Origin of the sequence: Listeria welshimeri serovar 6b str. SLCC5334 (assembly GCF_000060285.1) — a bacterium.
GTDB lineage: Bacteria > Bacillota > Bacilli > Lactobacillales > Listeriaceae > Listeria > Listeria welshimeri.
Genome location: NC_008555.1, coordinates 1330795 through 1347490, shown reverse-complemented (window position 1 = coordinate 1347490; position 16696 = coordinate 1330795). Strand labels below are relative to the sequence as shown.

Genomic DNA, 16696 nt, shown 5'->3' with positions numbered 1-16696 from the left:
TTCGTTGTTTAAAAAGATTTTGTTGGTGTATTTATTAAATTATACATTTTACCCGTCTTTGTATCAATTACTCTATCAAATAAATAACCATATAGCATTAAATCACCAGTTTCATAAGATAGAATCGGCTCATTATCCATTAAGTTCATGATAGTTTTTTCTTTTTTGTTTGTCGGATCTATTTTTACTAACTTATATTCATTTTTAGTACCATTGATTTTGGTGCTTTCATAAGGTTCAAATGTAATAAAAGCATTTTTATCAAAATTCGCATCGAAATATGGAATAAAAGTGCCTAATTCATCATATTCTCTCGCAGTACTATAAGAATAGAAATTTTGAAAACCAACTGTTCTGAATTCGTATAATAATTTTTCATCTGAATATTTTTCCATTGTTATCAACACGTTGTCGTGTACAGCAAACTGCATAATATTTGCTACAATTAAACTTTTGCTAGAGTTGTCTCTAATATCTTGTAAATATAAATTGCCTAATTCATCATCAGGTTTATCTTTATTATTTGAAACAACTAAATTATCGGCATACCAAGAAACAAATGGAGAATCAATATTTACTTTATTGACTTGGTTTAGAGTATAATCCCAATTTTCAATTTGAAAATTCCAATCTGGACTATATGTTACTATCATAATTTTTTCCGGAGATTCATCATTCCAATAAAAATTAGTGGATAATGGTTTAGTTTCTTTTGAAGCAATAGTAATTCCATCATTTACTGCTACCACTCTCATTTGCGCCTTCTTTTCAGATGAAGCAGAGTAAAGCAGAATATTTCTATAATCCGGACTAATTTGAACTTCCGAAATAGAGTCTTTAGTATTAAAAATAGCACGTTTTTTTCCAGTATAGATATTTAGTTCAACAAAACTAGTGGTTTCTGACTTTTTTGTTTGCAGCAAAACCGACTCTTTAGATAGCCAACCAACAACTCGCTGGAATTCTTTTGTGTTTATTTGAACTGCATGAACACTTTTTGTAGTCTTTTTTGGCGTTTCTGTTTCTTCCGAGCAACCAAAAGAGATAAAAACCAATCCTATTAGTATAGTAATCATCAAAAAAGCATTTGATTTTTTCATCTTTGGCCTCCAATCTCTCTATGATAAAATTTTACCCTTTTCATAGGAAGCTAAAACAATGCCCTTTTGGAAGGTTATCCTTATAAAAACAAGCTACAATAATGGAAAGTTATTGTAGCTTGTATAAATAAAATTAATCTTCTGTTGGTAAAGCTAACCAAGCTGCGCCAATAATACCCGCATCATTTCCTTTTGTTGCAATAGATAACTTGGTCGACTCTTTAACTGCTGGAAATACCATCGTTTCAAAATAATTTTTAACTGGCGTCAATAGTTGATCTCCTGCTGCTGAAACGCCGCCACCAATAATAATTTTTTCTGGATTTAACATGTTTCCTATATGACTAAGCGCAAGAGCTAAGTAAAACGAAATTTTGTCAATTGTTTCTGTTGCTAATTCATCGCCTTCAGCACCTAACTCAAAAATTAATTTAGATGTAATATTTTCTTGATTTTCAATTGCTTTTTTAAGTTTGGATTCACCATTAAACTCTTTTGCGAAATCTTTTGCAACACGAACAATACCAGTTGCAGATGCTACAGTTTCTAAACAACCTTTTTTACCACATGTACAGTCATAACCATTTTCTGGAACTACTGTTACATGGCCAATTTCACCAGCTGCACCACGTACACCATGTAAAATCTTTCCTTCTGCAAAAATTCCGCCGCCAACGCCAGTTCCAAGTGTAACAAATACAACGTTTGCTCCGCCTTCTCCTGCACCCTTCCAACGTTCACCAAGAGCAGCTACGTTAGCATCATTGTCCAATCTGATTGTTAAGCCGGTAATTTTTTCTAAGTCTTCGCTAATATTCTGCTCTTCTGCCCAACCTAGATTATAAGCACCTTTTACAGTTCCAGTTTCATAATTGACAGTTCCGGGTGTTCCCATTCCAATTCCGTAAAAATTGTCATTATCAAGCTGTAAATCAGTTAGTTTTTGATTAATGGAGTCACCAATATCTTTTACAATATGAGAACCTTTGTCTTCGATATTAGTATCAATCGTCCATTTCTCTTGAATATCTCCATCTTTTGTTAAAATAGCTAATTTTGCGGTTGTACCGCCTAAATCTACACCAATTAATTTTTTGTTCATTTTGCTGTTCTCCTTCTAATCAATTTAGTTTAAACTACTATTTTTACGTTGTTCTTTTATTAATTCTTGTTTTAAGATGCTTCTAGCGGTGGCAAATATTTCTCTGTCTAAAATATTATGTTTAAAAAGTTCAGTTACTTCATATTCCATCATTTCGATATCATATTGTCTTTTTCCTAAATAAACAATAATTCCATGCTTTCTTAACAACTGAGCAACATCATATACTGTTTTCATATTAAAAACCTCTTATTCCTTGGTTTTTTCTAGTTCATTATAATAAGAATCAAAAAATGGTTCGCTTGATAATTGTTTCGCCATATCTGCTTCTTTTATAGCTGCTTTTGTATCACCTTTTAATTGATAACAAACAGCTAGATAATAATGTGCTTCTGGAATATCCTTGTCAATACTGATGGCTTCTTTTGCCATTTGTTCTGCTTTATCTACTTGCTTATCTTGAAGCGCGATAGATGAGGCGTAAGTATAAGAATAAGCATCAGCACTTCTACTTTCAATTAAAGTATCAATAATCTTACTTGCTTCTTTTTTGTTGTTATCTTGTAAGTATTGTTGAACGGCAACATTAGCTTGCATCGGATCATATGGTTGCATTCCTTTTTGGAAACCGAAGTATAAAAATAAAATTGTTACAGCAATTAATGATATTCCATATGCAAAACGTCGCCAGTGGAAAAATTGTTTTGGTAAGGAAAGAGCTCCTGCTAATAAAAACCCACCGACCAAACCACCAATGTGTCCTGCTATGTCTATTTGTGTAGAAAATAGATCAATAAATAAATTTACAGCAACAAGTGAAGCAATACTAACACCAATTGTTTTGGCATAAAGATTTGGTTTTAAAACTACTAAGTATAGCAACGCACCCATCACAGCAAATACTGCTGTACTTGCTCCAACAGAGAGATTCATATTTAATGCAAAACTAGCTATATTACCACAAATCCCACCTAATAGTAAGATTAAAATATATCGCCATTTGCCATAAATACGTTCTGCCCAAGCACCAACTATATATAGCATAACCGCATTCGAAGCTAAGTGCATTAAGCCGCTATGAAGAAATATCGGTGAAATAAAGCGCCACCATTCACCTGCATAAATGAGAGGGTTAAATTTCCCGCCCCATTTTATTAAGTTGAAGGTGTTTGTGCTTCCACCCTGCAAAGCTATCCATAAAAACGCTGCAATTATAAGACCAATAAAACTATATGTAACAATTGGCTTTGAATTTCTCGCAACTTTTTGTTCTTCGTTTACTTTAGAAGTAATATAAGTAATCACTTGTTCTCTTTCTTTTGTTACCATATCTTTAGTTATTTCATTTGGAAGAATAAATTCAGATTCTGGTAACTCCAAACGTTTCACAAGAGTATCTAGATGTTCATTCATTTGCTCGTTTGCAAGTAAAATATTTTCTAATTTAACCTTTTCATTTGGAGAAGTGATTGGCTCTCCAAAAAAAGGCGAAATATCACCCATTGGTTCAAAAGGTGTTATATAAATATTAATAAGCGGCAATTTAAGTCGCCCCATTTGCTTACGAAGGTTTTCTGTTACATGTAATGTGTGGTTAACATCACGTTCCACTACATTAGCCCAACTTAATTCTTTCATCTGAATACGGATGACTGGTCTTTTTTTCTGACTGTTGTTTTCTAACCAAAGTTCTTGTTTTTCCTCATGAAGATGGATTAAACGGTATTTTTCAACACCCAAGAAATAGTTAGTTAGGCGCCAGAAGATATATTGTTCTTGGAAGCTCAAAAAATTCCCTGCTTTCATTACAAATTATAATTACTACTATACGCAAAAAAAGGGGCGTTGTAAACAATCCACCCTGTATTCTCTTGAAATATTTTTCTTTAACCTTCAATTAGAATAGAAACTGGTAAATCATGACTTTCTTGCGTAAATTCTATTTGTTGCTCATAGAGACATAGTGACACAGTAGTGCCTTTAAAACCAACTAAAAAACGATCATAAAAACCGCCGCCAAAACCAATTCGGAAATGCGATTTATTAAAAGCAACTCCAGGCACCAGAAGTAAATCTATTTTTTCTTTAGGTACCGTTTCTGTTAATTCATTTGGCTCTAAAATACCGAACTTTGATTTGATAAGTGGATGAACAGAATCCATTTTTTTAAACTCCATTTTCCTACTCGGATAATAAGTTTTAGGTATTAAAACTGTTTTGCCTTCTTTTTTAGCTTGTAAAATAATCGTTTCTGTTTCAATTTCCGGATGTCTAGCTAATGTTATTCCAATAGAATTGGCGTTTTTCCATTCAGGTAAAAGGAATAATTTTTCTGCAAGCTTAATTGAACGTTCGCGGTGTTCTATTTTATCTATATTATTTAAGTTACGTAAAATTTTTTCTCTAATTAGGCGTTTGTCTTCCATCTTGACTTCCCCCTTTTGTCTAATAAAAAAAGCAACAGAATGGAGATCCTGCTGCTTACTTAGTTTCGCGGTGTAAAGTTACACGGCGCAATCTTGGACAATATTTTTTTAATTCAATACGTTCCGGATTTTCACGCTTATTTTTAGTAGTGATATAATTGCGATCACCGCATTCAGTGCATTCTAAAGTAATATTAACGCGCATTATTTTTCCCTCCAACTCCGACTGACGAATTTATTTACTAAACCTGTATAATAATATCATTTTTACACAGTTGTTGCAAGGTCTCTATACATTTTCTTTTTAATTTCTTTACAAAACCTCATTTCGGATGGTGTTTTGAGGTAAATTATGCTATAACTAGTAGTAGAGTTTATGGAAGAGAGGTGTGTATAAAACCCATGACCACAGTCATAATTATCTTACTAATTGCTGCTGTTGCCCTGTTTGTTATTTCATTTTTACAAAAAGGTGATAATAAGCAATTGGAAAAAGAACTGGAAGATGTTGCTTCTCAGTGGATGCAAGAAAACTTTGAACTTAAAAAACGTGTCTCTGAACTAGAAAAAGCAATGAAAGTGGATAGCCCTGTCGTAGAGATTGAGCAAGTTCCTGAAAGTCCCAAAGTTCGCGAATTAATGAAAAAACAAGTGATTACACTTTATACTTCTGGAATTGTAACATCAGAAATTGCCGAACAATCATCACTACCTAAAGATGAAGTAGAAAAAATCATTGAGGAATATTTAAAACATTAATTTTAAGGAGGAACCTATCTGTGAAGAAAAATTTACGGATGTTGGCACTTGGTTTCTTAATATCTGCAGTTGTGTTATTTGTTTACGATCAATTTTTCTCAACACCAACGAAGGCAGATGAAACAAAGTCCGCATCAACGAAAGCTGGTTCTGATGATAGCTCAAACACCTGGAAAGTAAAATACGAAAAATTATTAGCTCAGCAAGAAGTTGATAAGGCTACTGAAGATGAAGCGAAAAAGAAAGCTGACGAGGATGCTAAGAAAAAAGCAGAGGAAGCTAAAAAAGTAAAAAACTATACTTTGACAATATCTAAAGGCGACCCTTCTTCAAAAGCTGGTGAAGAACTTCAAAAAAATGGTATTATCAAGAGTTCATCTGAATTTGATAAATATCTAAAAGATAATGATTATGAAAAATATGTTCGCGATGGAAAATATAATTTAAAAAGTGATATGAATTATGAAACTATCGCTAAAATTTTAGCACATAAAAATTAATCAAAAAGGAAATAAGTCTAGAGCTTGTTTCCTTTTTTTATGTTATTATTTAAGAATGAAAGGATGATGAATTATGGAAAATGTGAATATGAATTGCCTCATAAACATTACGGGGGTATCTTACCGATAGATTGCTCCCGAATTCAAAGGAGCGAAAAAAATTGACATTAAAAGATTATGGTTTCACAGATTTTTTTGAAAAACAGGAAATATCTACTGAATCAATTTATGGAAGAGTTACCGCTGTTTTTAAAGATTTTTATCGGGTTATCACTGACGAAAAAGAATTCTTAGCAACAATTAAGCGCGGTAATTTTTATGAACTATCCGCTACTTCCCTGCCAGCAGTTGGAGATTTTGTCGAGATTAGTAAAGATGGGCAAATTCTTTCTGTTTTAACACGAAAAACTGTTTTTTCTCGCATGAACAAAGATTCTGAGGAACAACTAATTGCTGCAAATTTCGATTATGCTTTAATTGTGATGAGTTTAAATCATGATTTTAATTTAAACCGTTTGGAGCGTTATCTGACTGTTGCATGGGATAGTGGTGCTACACCGATTATTATTTTAACAAAAGCAGATTTAGTGGAAGATCTAACAGTGTACACAGAGCAGCTTGAAACAGTTGCTTACGGCGTTCCAGCTTATTATGTGGATAATTTATCACATCATGGTTTTGAAGCTTTAAAACGCGATTTAAAGCCGCATAGTACGCTAGTCTTACTTGGATCTTCTGGGGTTGGCAAATCCTCTTTTATTAATTCTCTCGCTGGCGTTGATTTAATTAAAACCGCTGATATACGTGCAGATGATAGTAAAGGAAAACATACCACCACACATCGCGAAATGCATTTGCTAAATAACGGATGGATTGTTATTGATACACCAGGGATGCGCGAATTTGGAGTGGGGATTAACCATACTGGACTTGAGACAACATTTTCCGACATAGAAGAATTAGCACAACATTGTCGGTTTCGTGATTGTTCTCATACAAAAGAACCTGGTTGCGCTGTGCAAACTGCAATAGATGATAGTTCATTATCTATGCAACACTATGAAAACTGGCTGAAATTGCAACGTGAAATGGCTTATCATGAACGTAAAAACAGTCCCGCTCTTGCTAGACAAGAACGAGACCGCTGGAAAGCTATTCATAAATCACTTCGAACGCAGTTAAAAACTAGGTCTAAAAAATAGTTAAAAAAAGCAAGTAGCCGAAGCTACTTGCTTTTTGTTATTTAGATTCTGGTTTTTTTGTTTTTGGATAGAATTTTTTCTCTGCTTGCGGTTTTTTGTCGCCTTCTGGTTGTTCTTTTTTCTCTAGCAAAGCTTTACGTGATAAGTTAACTCGTCCTTGGTGATCTACTTCAATAACTTTGACAGTTACTTCATCCCCAAGTTTTAAAATATCTTCTACTTTACCAACACGTTCATGTGCTAATTCAGAAATATGAACTAAACCATCTGTCCCTTTAAACAATTCAACAAATGCGCCAAATTTTTCGATACGACGAACTTTACCAGTGTAAACTTCACCGACTTCTACTTCACGAACGATGTCTTCGATGATAGCAATGGCTTTACGGTTCATTGCTTGGTCTTGTGATGCAATGTAAACTGTACCATCTTGTTCGATATCGATTTTTACGCCAGTTTCTTCGATGATTGCATTGATTTGTTTTCCGCCAGGTCCAATAACATCTTTAATTTTTTCTGGTTTGATGTTAAGTGTAATAATTTTTGGTGCATAAGCAGAAAGTTCTTCACGAGGTGCGCTAATGGTGCTTGTTAAGTGTTCTAGAATGTGTAAACGCCCTTCTTTCGCTTGTGTTAATGCTTCATCTAAAATTTGACGACTCAAGCCATCAATTTTGATATCCATTTGGAGAGCTGTGATACCATCTTTTGTTCCAGCTACTTTGAAATCCATATCGCCAAAGTGATCTTCCATACCTTGAATATCAGAAAGAATTGTATAATCATCACCGAGTTTAACAAGTCCCATCGCAATACCTGCAACTGGCGCTTTAATTGGAACTCCCGCGTCAAGCATTGCAAGTGTGGAACCACAAATACTTGCTTGTGAACTAGAACCATTTGATTCAAGAACTTCTGATACTAAACGGATAGTGTATGGGAAATCTTCTTCAGAAGGAATAACGTATTGTAATGCACGCTCACCTAACGCACCGTGACCAATTTCACGACGACCAGGAGCACGACGAGGACCAGTTTCACCAACACTGAATTGCGGGAAATTGTAATGGTGCATGAAACGTTTATATTCTTCTGTCCCGAGACCATCAATGATTTGGTGCTCACGTAGCGGTGCTAATGTACATACACTTAAAGCTTGTGTTTGACCACGAGTAAATAAACCAGAACCATGGACACGTGGAAGCATACCAACTTCAGAAGAAAGTGGGCGGATTTCGTTTACTTTACGACCATCGGGACGGATTTTATCTTGAGAAATCAAACGACGCATTTCGTCTTTTTCAATCATTTCAAGAATATGCGCTACTTCGCTAAGAATTTCTGTTTCATTCTCTAATTCTTTTGCTTTATAGCTTTCTAAAATTTCTTCTTTCACTTCTTCAATAGCAGCTTCACGCGCTTTTTTCTCTTCTGTTTTGATAGCTACTTTCATTTTACCTTCACTTGCTGCTTTTACTTCTGCCTCAAGTTCAGGATCGCTTACAAAAAGTTCGATTTCGCGTTTTTCTTTACCAACAGCTGCAATTATTTGTTGTTGGAATTCACAAAGACGTTTAATTTCTTCATGACCAAACATGATTGCTTCTAGCATTGCTTCTTCTGAAACTTCTTTTGCTCCAGCTTCCACCATGTTAATTGCATCATAAGTTCCAGCAACAGTTAAACTAATATCACTTTTTTCTGCTTGCTCGATTGTTGGGTTAATAACGTATTTGCCATCAATACGACCAACATCTACCCCAGCGATTGGTCCTTCAAATGGAATATCAGAAATAACCAATGCCACAGAGGATCCAAGCATTGCTGCCATTTCTGGTGAACAATCTTGGTCTACACTGAAAACAGTAGAAGTGATTTGAACTTCATTACGAAAACCTTCTGCAAATAACGGACGAATTGGACGGTCAATTAGACGCGCTGTTAATGTTGCACGGTCACTTGGACGTCCTTCACGTTTTAAGAATCCACCAGGAACTTTCCCAACAGAATACATTTTTTCTTCATAGTTAACTGTTAATGGGAAAAAGTCTCCCGGACGTGGTTTTTTAGAACCTACTGCTGCAGTTAAAACGACCGTATCACCGTAACGAATTAATGCTGCCCCACTTGCTTGTTTTGCTAATTGACCTACTTCAACAGATAATGTTTTACCTGCCCATTCTGTTGAAAACACTTGTTTTTCAGACATATTTTAATCTCCTTTGATTAGGAAACACGAACCAGAAACTTTACCATGCATAAGAATGTTCACGCACACTTTAGATTTTCTAAAGCACACATGAATCCAAAAACCTGCTACAAATAGCGATTTTCTGAAGCACGTTTTTGGATTCATGCGATAAAGTTTTATTTCTTCGCCGTGTTTTCCAAAAATTAATATACTTAATACTCAAAAAAAAGCGGGAACTTTTGGTATCCCGCTTTCGTCTGGTTTTTATCGACGTAAACCTAAACGTTTGATAAGTTCGCGGTAACGTTGAACATCTTTTTTACGTAAATAAGTTAATAGGTTACGACGGTGACCTACCATTTTCATTAATCCACGGTAAGAGTGATGATCTTTTTTGTGTACGCGAACGTGTTCATTTAAGCTATTGATTTCAGCAGTTAATACAGCGATTTGTACTTCTGGTGAACCAGTATCTGTATCATGGACACGGTACTCTGCAATAATTTCATTTTTGCGTTCTTGAGTTAAAGCCATTTCTTTCCACCTCCTTCTAAAATATCCCCAATTACTGAGCCAAGCGTCGGTGAGTCGCAAAAGCCAAGTAATGGTTCTGTTCGTACAGATTTAAAGATACACTATTTGGCCTCCAAAAGCAAGCAAAAATAGTAGTTTAATCCTCTAAATCAGCAAAAAAAGCTCTTGTATCTTGCTCGTCTTTTTCTAATTGAGCAATCAGACCTTCCACCCCATTAAATTTCAGCTCTGGACGGAAAAACTGGTACCATTCGATTTCTGCTTCTTCGCCGTAAATTTCCCAGTGAAAATCCAAAATATATACTTCAATCGATAATGCTTGATCATCTTTAAAAGTAATATTATACCCAATACTTGCCATACCAAGATGCGTTTCCCCGTTCACACGGAATTTCACTGCATAAACGCCAAGTTTTGGAATTAAATAATCTTCATTAACAAGAATATTCGCTGTTGGAAATCCAATTGTCCTACCACGTTTATCTCCGTGAATGACCGTTCCTTTTGTTGTGTAAGGATAGCCCAGTAATTGATTTGCTTCTTCCAGCTCGCCTTCCGAAATCGCACGTCTAATGTTGGTTGAGCTTATTTTATCACTAGCAGCAGTCTGTTTATCCACAATAGTAACGTCAAAACGGCCATTTGCATAACGTTCTAAATCGGCCATTTTACCTTCCCCTTTTTTACCATAAGAGTAGTCAAAACCTGCTACTACATGACTTACATTTAAAGAAACGAGATATTTGTCCACAAATGCTTGCGGGGATAATTCGGAAAACTGTGTAGTAAAGCGAACTACGTACATAATATCTACTCCAAGTTCCGCCATTTTTTCTGCTTTATCTTCCAGTGGAGTTAAATATTTTACTTGTTTTCGGATGTTGCTTAAAACGACAGATGGATGTGGGTCAAAAGTTAAGACTGCTGTTTGAAGTCCTTTTTGTTCCGCAATCTGTTTCGCTTTTTTAATGACTGCTTGATGTCCTAAATGAACACCATCAAAGAAGCCAAGTGCCATTACTTTTTTTACATCTGTCCACTCATCCACTTTAATTGGATGATGTAAGTATATCGTCTTCATTTTTTGCCACTTCTCCTCAAAATTCGAATTCCTCTATTATCATAATATAAGAAAGTTGTAGCCGCAATAACTATGCTTCATTTAATTCAATGACTTTTTCTGGTTTCCAAAGGTCTTTTTTCTCCGGATGTGGCTTGTAAATTGCAGTTAATTTACCTTCAAAAATAAGCGCGACACGAGATTCATTTTCAACCGATACAAATAATGCCTTTGGTAATAATGCGCCATTTAAAACTTTTGCATGTATTTCATCATCAATAATTAGTTTTGTCATGGATTCAATCCCTTTTTCAAGTGGATATAAAAAATTGAGATCATTCGCTTGCATCATTTCGTCAATTTCAGACAAGGTGAAACAATCTTCTTTTTTAAAAAAGCCACTTCGGGTACGTTCTAGTTTGGACATATGTGCTGGATATCCTAACAATTCACCAATCATGACTGCGAGTGTACGGATATATGTCCCTTTTCCACAAGAGATTTCTAATTGAAAAGTAGGATTTGATTCATTTAGAGAAGCGAGGCCATCTAAACGGGTTAATGAATAAATATCCACTTGTCTGGATGGTCGTTCTACCTCTATTCCTGCTCTTGCATATTCATACAATTTCTTCCCGTTCACTTTTACAGCTGAAAACATCGGCGGAATTTGGGTGATTTTTCCTGTAAGCTTAGTGAGTACGGATTGAAGTGCTTCTGGTGAAATTTCTGCTAAATCTTTTGTTGCTATGATTTCGCCAGTGGCATCTTCTGTTGTAGTTGATTTACCTAATGTTATTTCAGCTACATAAACTTTTCCTTCATCTGTTACATATTCCGCCAGTTTTGTCGCTCGTCCGATACAAATTGGGAGTACACCTTCCACTTCTGGATCGAGTGTCCCGGTATGTCCAACTTTTTTTGTATGTAGAATTTTTCTTAATTTAAAAACGCAATCATGACTCGTCATCCCGCGTTCTTTCCACAAAGGGATAATGCCGTTCATCAAGCTCCTCCTTCTAAGAAAAAAAGTTTAAGACAATTCTCCATTTATATCCCGTTTGACTGAGAAGATAAAGGGATTGCCTTAAACTTTAATTTATTATTGATCGCTATTTAAGTCGCGAAGCAATTCATCGATTCGATTTCCGTAAGCGATGGAATTATCTATTTCAAAAGACATTTCTGGAACTTTACGAAGTCGAATACGGCGACCGATTTCTGAGCGGATAAAGCCATGCGCTTTCGCAAGTGCGAGTAACGTATTTTCTTTTTCCTTATCGGTACCAAGAATGGAAATGAACACCTTAGCTTCTTGTAAGTCCCCAGTTACATCTACACCAGTTACTGTCACAAAACCTAAACGTGGATCTTTAATTTTACGATTTAAAATATCGCCCAATTCTTTTTTCATTTGCTCACTGACACGATTTGCTCGTACGTTCAATTGTATTCACCTCATTTATAACTTCTCCATTACTGTCTCAGCTCGCTCCCATTCAGGAAAAGAATCGAGAAAAGCAAGTACTTCTCTAGCTTCTTTTTCCGCTTGAATGTGCGAGGCAGATACAACAGCAAAGCTAATTTCAGCTCGCTGCCATAAATCCTGATAATCCGTTTCAGCAATGGAGATATTGAATTTTTGTTTTGCTCTTGTTAAAATCCGTTTCAGTATAGCGCGTTTTTCTTTGAGGTTTTGTGGTTCCTGCATGAAAAATTCACTAACAACTGATTGAATCATTTTCTTTCAATTTCTTCCATAACGTACGCTTCAATTACATCGTCTTCTTTGATATCATTGAAGTTTTGAACTGTAATACCACATTCGTACCCTTTAGCCACTTCTTTCGCATCATCTTTAAAGCGTTTCAGTGTAGCTATTTCGCCTTCAAAAACAACGATTCCGTCACGGATAATACGAACGCCACTATCACGAGTAATTTTACCATCCGTTACGTAACAACCGGCAATTGTACCCACTTTAGAAACATTGATTGTTTGACGAACTTGCGCTTGACCAATGATTTTTTCTTGGAATTCTGGATCAAGCATCCCTTTCATTGCTGCTTCAATTTCATCAATTGCTTTATAAATAACACGGTGTAAACGAATATCAACGCTTTCGTTTTCTGCTGCTTCACGAGCTTGTGCTGTTGGACGAACATTAAATCCAATAACAATCGCATTAGATGCTGCAGCTAAAGTGATATCTGATTCATTGATTGCACCAACGGCAGTATGAATAATTTTAACGTTAACGCCTTCTACATCAATTTTGCGAAGTGATGCGGCAAGAGCCTCTACAGAACCTTGAACGTCAGCTTTAATAATAACGTTAACTTCTTTCATTTCGCCAGCTTTCATATGTTCAAATAAGTTATCTAAACTTACACGGTTTGTTGCTGAACGTTGAGCTACTAGTGCACGGCTTGCACGAGTTTCACCAATATTTCTTGCTGTTTTTTCATCTTCAAAAACAACAAAGCGATCGCCGGCTTGTGGTACATCATTTAAACCAGTGATTTCAACTGGTGTACTAGGACCCACTTTTTTCACACGACGGCCTAAATCATTGACCATTGCACGAACACGTCCAAATGTGTTACCGACAACAATTGGATCACCAATATTAAGCGTTCCATCTTGTACTAATAAAGTCGCAACAGGACCGCGGCCTTTATCAAGTTCTGCTTCAATGACAGAACCAATTGCACGACGATTAGGATTTGCTTTTAATTCTTCTACTTCAGATACAAGTAAAATCATGTCTAACAAGTTTTCAAGACCTTCACCAAATTTAGCTGAAATTGGTGCGAAAATAGTATCGCCGCCCCAAGCTTCTGGGACTAATTCATATTCAGTTAATTCTTGCATAACACGGTCCGGGTTTGCTTGTGGTTTATCAATTTTATTCACAGCAACAATAATCGGCATTCCCGCAGCTTTCGCATGGTTAATTGCTTCAATTGTTTGTGGCATAACACCATCATCTGCTGCAACTACTAAAATAGTAATATCAGTGATTTGCGCACCACGAGCACGCATTGCTGTAAACGCAGCATGTCCAGGTGTATCTAGGAAAGTGATTTTTTTATCATGGATTTCAAGTTGATACGCACCAATATGTTGCGTAATACCGCCAGCTTCACCTAAAGTAACTTTTGTATTACGAAGGGAATCTAGTAACGTTGTTTTACCATGGTCAACGTGTCCCATAATAGTAACAACTGGTGGACGTTCAACAAGTTTAGACTCGTCAACCGTTTCATTTAATTCGTTTTCAAAGTAAACATCTAAATCCGTTACATCGACTTTAATTTCTTCTTCTACCTGCACACCATAATCATCACAGATTAGTTCGATTGCATCTTTATCTAATGATTGATTAATTGTCGCTACAACACCAAGCATAAATAATTTTTTAATTAATTCAGATGGTTCTCTGTATAATTTTTTCGCTAATTCCGCTACTGTCAATGATTCACTAAAAACAATTTTTTCAGGAAGTTCTTTTGGTTTTGGCGGAGTTGGCGGAACTGTACTATGGTTTAATTTACCTTTTTTCTTCGTATTACGGCCTTTATTATTGAAATTGCCGCCACGATTCGGACGATTGTTACCGCCTGGACGGTTAGAGTTTCCGCCTCCTGGACGATTGCTATTATTATTACGTTTTTGTCCGCCAGCTTGTTGCTGATTACCACTTGATTGGGTTTGATTACTTGTATTTGCTGGTTTGTTTGTTGCTGGTTTTGCACCTTGGCTTTTGTTTGCAGTGGCTGGTTTAGTAGCTTGTCCTGCTGGTTTATTTGGTTTATTCGACTTTTCATTACTATTTGTCATATTTGGTTTGTTTGGCCCCTTACTATTTCCATTTTCGTTGCTTGTAGTTTCTTTCTTTGGTGCTTCGGCTTTTTTATTTGTGCCATCAACGGCATTATCTAATTGTCTTAAGGCATTTTCATTAATAGTGGACATATGATTCGCCACTTCAATACCTAAGTCTTTTAATGCTTCAATGACTTTTTTGCTTGATACTTGATGTTCTTTTGCATATTCATATACACGAACTTTACTCATGTCGTACACCTCCGTATAAGATTCAACCGAGTAATTCTGCTAATTTAACAGCAAACCCTTTATCAAGTATTGCAACTATTGCACGTGTGTCTTTGCCGATTGCACCCCCAATCATTTCCCGGGTGCCGGCTTTTTTAACGACTACATTATAGTATTCACACTTGTTGCGGATTGTTTTCTCGGTTTTTTCGGATATATCTTCTGAAATGAGAACCATTTTTGCTTTCCCATTTCTAACTGCTTTTAGTACTAATTCTTCACCAGTGGTGATTTTACGTGCTCGGTTAGCGAGGCCCAATAAGGAAAGTGCTTTTTTATCCATTCGTCGATTCCTCTAGAGACTTCACATAAGCAATTAGCTCATCATAAAAGGACTCTTGTTCTGGCATTTTTAGTTGATGAAAAATGGCGTTTTTCTTTTTTGCTTTTTCACAAGCTTCTACACTTTTAACAATGTAAAAACCGCGTCCAGGTGCCTTGCCTGTAGGATCTATCGTAAGCGCTCCGTCTTTCGAATACGCAATACGAAGAAGTTCGCCTTTTGGCAAGCGTTCACCGGTAATAATACATTTTCGAAGGGGGATTTTTTTATTACGCATGATAATTCTCCTTTTTACTCTTCATCTTCTGTCAAAGTTTCGCTTTCTGCTTCTTCTACTTCTGGCGCTTCTATGCCATTACGAGGATAGATGCCTAGTTCAGTTGCAACTGTTTCACTTTTAATATCAATTTTCCACCCAGTTAATTTCGCTGCTAAACGTGCATTTTGACCACGTTTACCAATAGCAAGTGATAATTGATAATCTGGTACGATGACAGTTGTTGCTTGGTCTGCTTCGTTTACAATAACATCTAACACTTTGGAAGGGCTAAGTGCATTGGCTACGAATGTGAAAGGATCTTCTGACCATTCAACGATATCGATTTTTTCACCTTTAAGTTCATTAACAATGGTTTGTACACGTGCGCCTTTTGGTCCAACACATGCGCCAACTGGGTCGACTTCTTCGTTTGCTGTATAAACAGAGATTTTAGAACGGTCTCCGGCTTCACGTGCAACGGATTTAATTTCTACCACACCATCATAGATTTCAGGTACTTCCATTTCAAAAAGACGCTTAAGTAATCCAGGGTGAGTACGGGATACAAAGATTTGTGGTCCTTTTGTTGTCTTCTCTACTTTTGTTAAATATACTTTGATGCGATCATGTGCATGATAGGTTTCATTTGGCATTTGCTCGTTTTGAGACAAAATAGCTTCGATTTTACCAAGATTTACATAAATAAAACGAGAATCTTGGCGTTCTACAATACCAGTCATAATGTCATCTTCACGGTCGATAAACTCATCGTAAATAATACCACGTTCTGCTTCACGAACACGCTGAGTCACAACTTGTTTCGCTGTTTGAGCAGCAATACGGCCGAAATCTTTTGGTGTTACTTCAAGCTCTACCACATCACCAGGTTTGTAAACTGGATTGATTTTATGCGCTTCTTCCATCGAAATTTCAAGACGAGAATCAAATACTTGTTCTACCGCTTCTTTTCTAGCTAAAACACGGATAGAACCGTTTTCCATATTTAAATCTACGCGTACGTTTTGTGCATCTTTGAAGTTTCTTTTATATGCGGAAGTAAGAGCAGCTTCAATTGCTTCTACTAAAACCTCTCTTGAAATACCTTTATCATGTTCTAACACATGAAGAGCATCTAATAATTCTGTGCTCATTTTTTATTCA

19 protein-coding genes are annotated in these 16696 nt (G+C 36.0%); 3 read left to right on the top strand and 16 right to left on the bottom strand.

The window, feature by feature from the left end; genetic code table 11:
• Nucleotides 1-8: 8 nt before the first annotated feature.
• The 6 genes from LWE_RS06835 to rpmG all read right to left on the bottom strand — a co-directional run bounded on the left by LWE_RS06835 (nt 9) and on the right by rpmG (nt 4833).
• Entirely contained in the window at nt 9-1100 is a 1092-nt protein-coding gene (locus LWE_RS06835; RefSeq protein ID WP_011702155.1) for a YqgU-like beta propeller domain-containing protein, read from the bottom strand.
• Nucleotides 1101-1233: 133 nt separating this feature from the next.
• Nucleotides 1234-2202, bottom strand: coding sequence for an ROK family glucokinase (locus tag LWE_RS06830; protein WP_011702154.1), 969 nt, complete (start codon nt 2200-2202; stop codon nt 1234-1236).
• Nucleotides 2203-2226: 24 nt separating this feature from the next.
• A complete protein-coding gene (locus LWE_RS06825) occupies nt 2227-2439 on the bottom strand; it encodes a YqgQ family protein (RefSeq protein ID WP_011702153.1) in 213 nt (70 codons plus the stop codon).
• 12 nt (nt 2440-2451) lie between these two features.
• Nucleotides 2452-3990 (bottom strand): rhomboid family protein, encoded by a 1539-nt coding sequence (locus tag LWE_RS06820; protein WP_011702152.1) that lies wholly within the window; start codon nt 3988-3990, stop codon nt 2452-2454.
• Between the two features lie 98 nt (nt 3991-4088).
• Nucleotides 4089-4628 carry a 5-formyltetrahydrofolate cyclo-ligase gene (locus LWE_RS06815; RefSeq protein ID WP_011702151.1) on the bottom strand — a complete coding sequence of 180 codons (540 nt, stop codon included), beginning with the start codon at nt 4626-4628 and terminating at the stop codon, nt 4089-4091.
• A gap of 55 nt (nt 4629-4683) precedes the next feature.
• Entirely contained in the window at nt 4684-4833 is a 150-nt protein-coding gene (gene rpmG, locus LWE_RS06810) for a 50S ribosomal protein L33 (RefSeq protein WP_003719608.1), read from the bottom strand.
• A 197-nt stretch (nt 4834-5030) separates the two neighbouring features.
• On the opposite strand from rpmG, the gene LWE_RS06805 reads away from it, so the two are divergent.
• The 3 genes from LWE_RS06805 (at nt 5031) to rsgA (ending at nt 7089) form a co-directional block, all read left to right on the top strand.
• Nucleotides 5031-5387, top strand: a complete 357-nt coding sequence (locus LWE_RS06805; protein WP_011702150.1) for a hypothetical protein — start codon at nt 5031-5033, stop codon at nt 5385-5387.
• Between the two features lie 20 nt (nt 5388-5407).
• Nucleotides 5408-5887: an MltG/YceG/YrrL family protein gene (locus tag LWE_RS06800; RefSeq protein ID WP_011702149.1), complete on the top strand. Its 480-nt coding sequence runs from the start codon at nt 5408-5410 to the stop codon at nt 5885-5887.
• A gap of 161 nt (nt 5888-6048) precedes the next feature.
• Complete coding sequence (gene rsgA, locus LWE_RS06795; protein ID WP_011702148.1) at nt 6049-7089, top strand: ribosome small subunit-dependent GTPase A; 1041 nt, start codon at nt 6049-6051, stop codon at nt 7087-7089.
• 37 nt (nt 7090-7126) lie between these two features.
• Here the strand turns inward: rsgA and pnp are convergent, their stop codons facing one another.
• From pnp to nusA, 10 genes are all read right to left on the bottom strand, one after another.
• Nucleotides 7127-9298, bottom strand: a complete 2172-nt coding sequence (gene pnp, locus LWE_RS06790) for a polyribonucleotide nucleotidyltransferase (protein ID WP_011702147.1) — start codon at nt 9296-9298, stop codon at nt 7127-7129.
• A gap of 246 nt (nt 9299-9544) precedes the next feature.
• The gene (gene rpsO, locus LWE_RS06785; protein ID WP_003719603.1) at nt 9545-9814 is read right to left on the bottom strand and encodes a 30S ribosomal protein S15; all 270 of its coding nucleotides are present in this window, start codon (nt 9812-9814) and stop codon (nt 9545-9547) included.
• Nucleotides 9815-9950: 136 nt separating this feature from the next.
• Nucleotides 9951-10895 carry a bifunctional riboflavin kinase/FAD synthetase gene (locus LWE_RS06780; protein ID WP_011702146.1) on the bottom strand — a complete coding sequence of 315 codons (945 nt, stop codon included), beginning with the start codon at nt 10893-10895 and terminating at the stop codon, nt 9951-9953.
• Between the two features lie 70 nt (nt 10896-10965).
• Nucleotides 10966-11880 (bottom strand): tRNA pseudouridine(55) synthase TruB, encoded by a 915-nt coding sequence (gene truB / locus LWE_RS06775; RefSeq protein ID WP_011702145.1) that lies wholly within the window; start codon nt 11878-11880, stop codon nt 10966-10968.
• A 96-nt stretch (nt 11881-11976) separates the two neighbouring features.
• Nucleotides 11977-12321, bottom strand: a complete 345-nt coding sequence (rbfA, locus tag LWE_RS06770; RefSeq protein ID WP_011702144.1) for a 30S ribosome-binding factor RbfA — start codon at nt 12319-12321, stop codon at nt 11977-11979.
• A 15-nt stretch (nt 12322-12336) separates the two neighbouring features.
• The gene (locus tag LWE_RS06765) at nt 12337-12615 is read right to left on the bottom strand and encodes a DUF503 domain-containing protein (RefSeq protein WP_041176341.1); all 279 of its coding nucleotides are present in this window, start codon (nt 12613-12615) and stop codon (nt 12337-12339) included.
• Entirely contained in the window at nt 12612-14954 is a 2343-nt protein-coding gene (gene infB / locus LWE_RS06760; RefSeq protein ID WP_011702142.1) for a translation initiation factor IF-2, read from the bottom strand. The genes LWE_RS06765 and infB overlap by 4 nt, the downstream gene beginning before the upstream one ends.
• A gap of 22 nt (nt 14955-14976) precedes the next feature.
• Nucleotides 14977-15276 (bottom strand): YlxQ family RNA-binding protein, encoded by a 300-nt coding sequence (locus tag LWE_RS06755; protein WP_003722455.1) that lies wholly within the window; start codon nt 15274-15276, stop codon nt 14977-14979.
• A complete protein-coding gene (rnpM, locus tag LWE_RS06750; protein ID WP_011702141.1) occupies nt 15269-15553 on the bottom strand; it encodes an RNase P modulator RnpM in 285 nt (94 codons plus the stop codon). Before rnpM ends, LWE_RS06755 begins: the two co-directional genes overlap by 8 nt.
• A 14-nt stretch (nt 15554-15567) precedes the next feature.
• A complete protein-coding gene (nusA, locus tag LWE_RS06745) occupies nt 15568-16686 on the bottom strand; it encodes a transcription termination factor NusA (protein ID WP_011702140.1) in 1119 nt (372 codons plus the stop codon).
• Nucleotides 16687-16696 lie beyond the last annotated feature (10 nt).

Coding starts and splice junctions, on each gene's coding strand:
- pnp (WP_011702147.1), bottom strand. CDS start 9,298: ATGTCTGAAAAACAAGTGTTTTCAACAGAATGGGCAGGTAAAACATTA.
- LWE_RS06825 (WP_011702153.1), bottom strand. CDS start 2,439: ATGAAAACAGTATATGATGTTGCTCAGTTGTTAAGAAAGCATGGAATT.
- infB (WP_011702142.1), bottom strand. CDS start 14,954: ATGAGTAAAGTTCGTGTATATGAATATGCAAAAGAACATCAAGTATCA.
- nusA (WP_011702140.1), bottom strand. CDS start 16,686: ATGAGCACAGAATTATTAGATGCTCTTCATGTGTTAGAACATGATAAA.
- LWE_RS06815 (WP_011702151.1), bottom strand. CDS start 4,628: ATGGAAGACAAACGCCTAATTAGAGAAAAAATTTTACGTAACTTAAAT.
- LWE_RS06805 (WP_011702150.1), top strand. CDS start 5,031: ATGACCACAGTCATAATTATCTTACTAATTGCTGCTGTTGCCCTGTTT.
- rpmG (WP_003719608.1), bottom strand. CDS start 4,833: ATGCGCGTTAATATTACTTTAGAATGCACTGAATGCGGTGATCGCAAT.
- LWE_RS06765 (WP_041176341.1), bottom strand. CDS start 12,615: ATGATTCAATCAGTTGTTAGTGAATTTTTCATGCAGGAACCACAAAAC.
- rpsO (WP_003719603.1), bottom strand. CDS start 9,814: ATGGCTTTAACTCAAGAACGCAAAAATGAAATTATTGCAGAGTACCGT.
- LWE_RS06780 (WP_011702146.1), bottom strand. CDS start 10,895: ATGAAGACGATATACTTACATCATCCAATTAAAGTGGATGAGTGGACA.
- LWE_RS06835 (WP_011702155.1), bottom strand. CDS start 1,100: ATGAAAAAATCAAATGCTTTTTTGATGATTACTATACTAATAGGATTG.
- truB (WP_011702145.1), bottom strand. CDS start 11,880: ATGAACGGCATTATCCCTTTGTGGAAAGAACGCGGGATGACGAGTCAT.
- LWE_RS06830 (WP_011702154.1), bottom strand. CDS start 2,202: ATGAACAAAAAATTAATTGGTGTAGATTTAGGCGGTACAACCGCAAAA.
- rnpM (WP_011702141.1), bottom strand. CDS start 15,553: ATGCGTAATAAAAAAATCCCCCTTCGAAAATGTATTATTACCGGTGAA.
- LWE_RS06755 (WP_003722455.1), bottom strand. CDS start 15,276: ATGGATAAAAAAGCACTTTCCTTATTGGGCCTCGCTAACCGAGCACGT.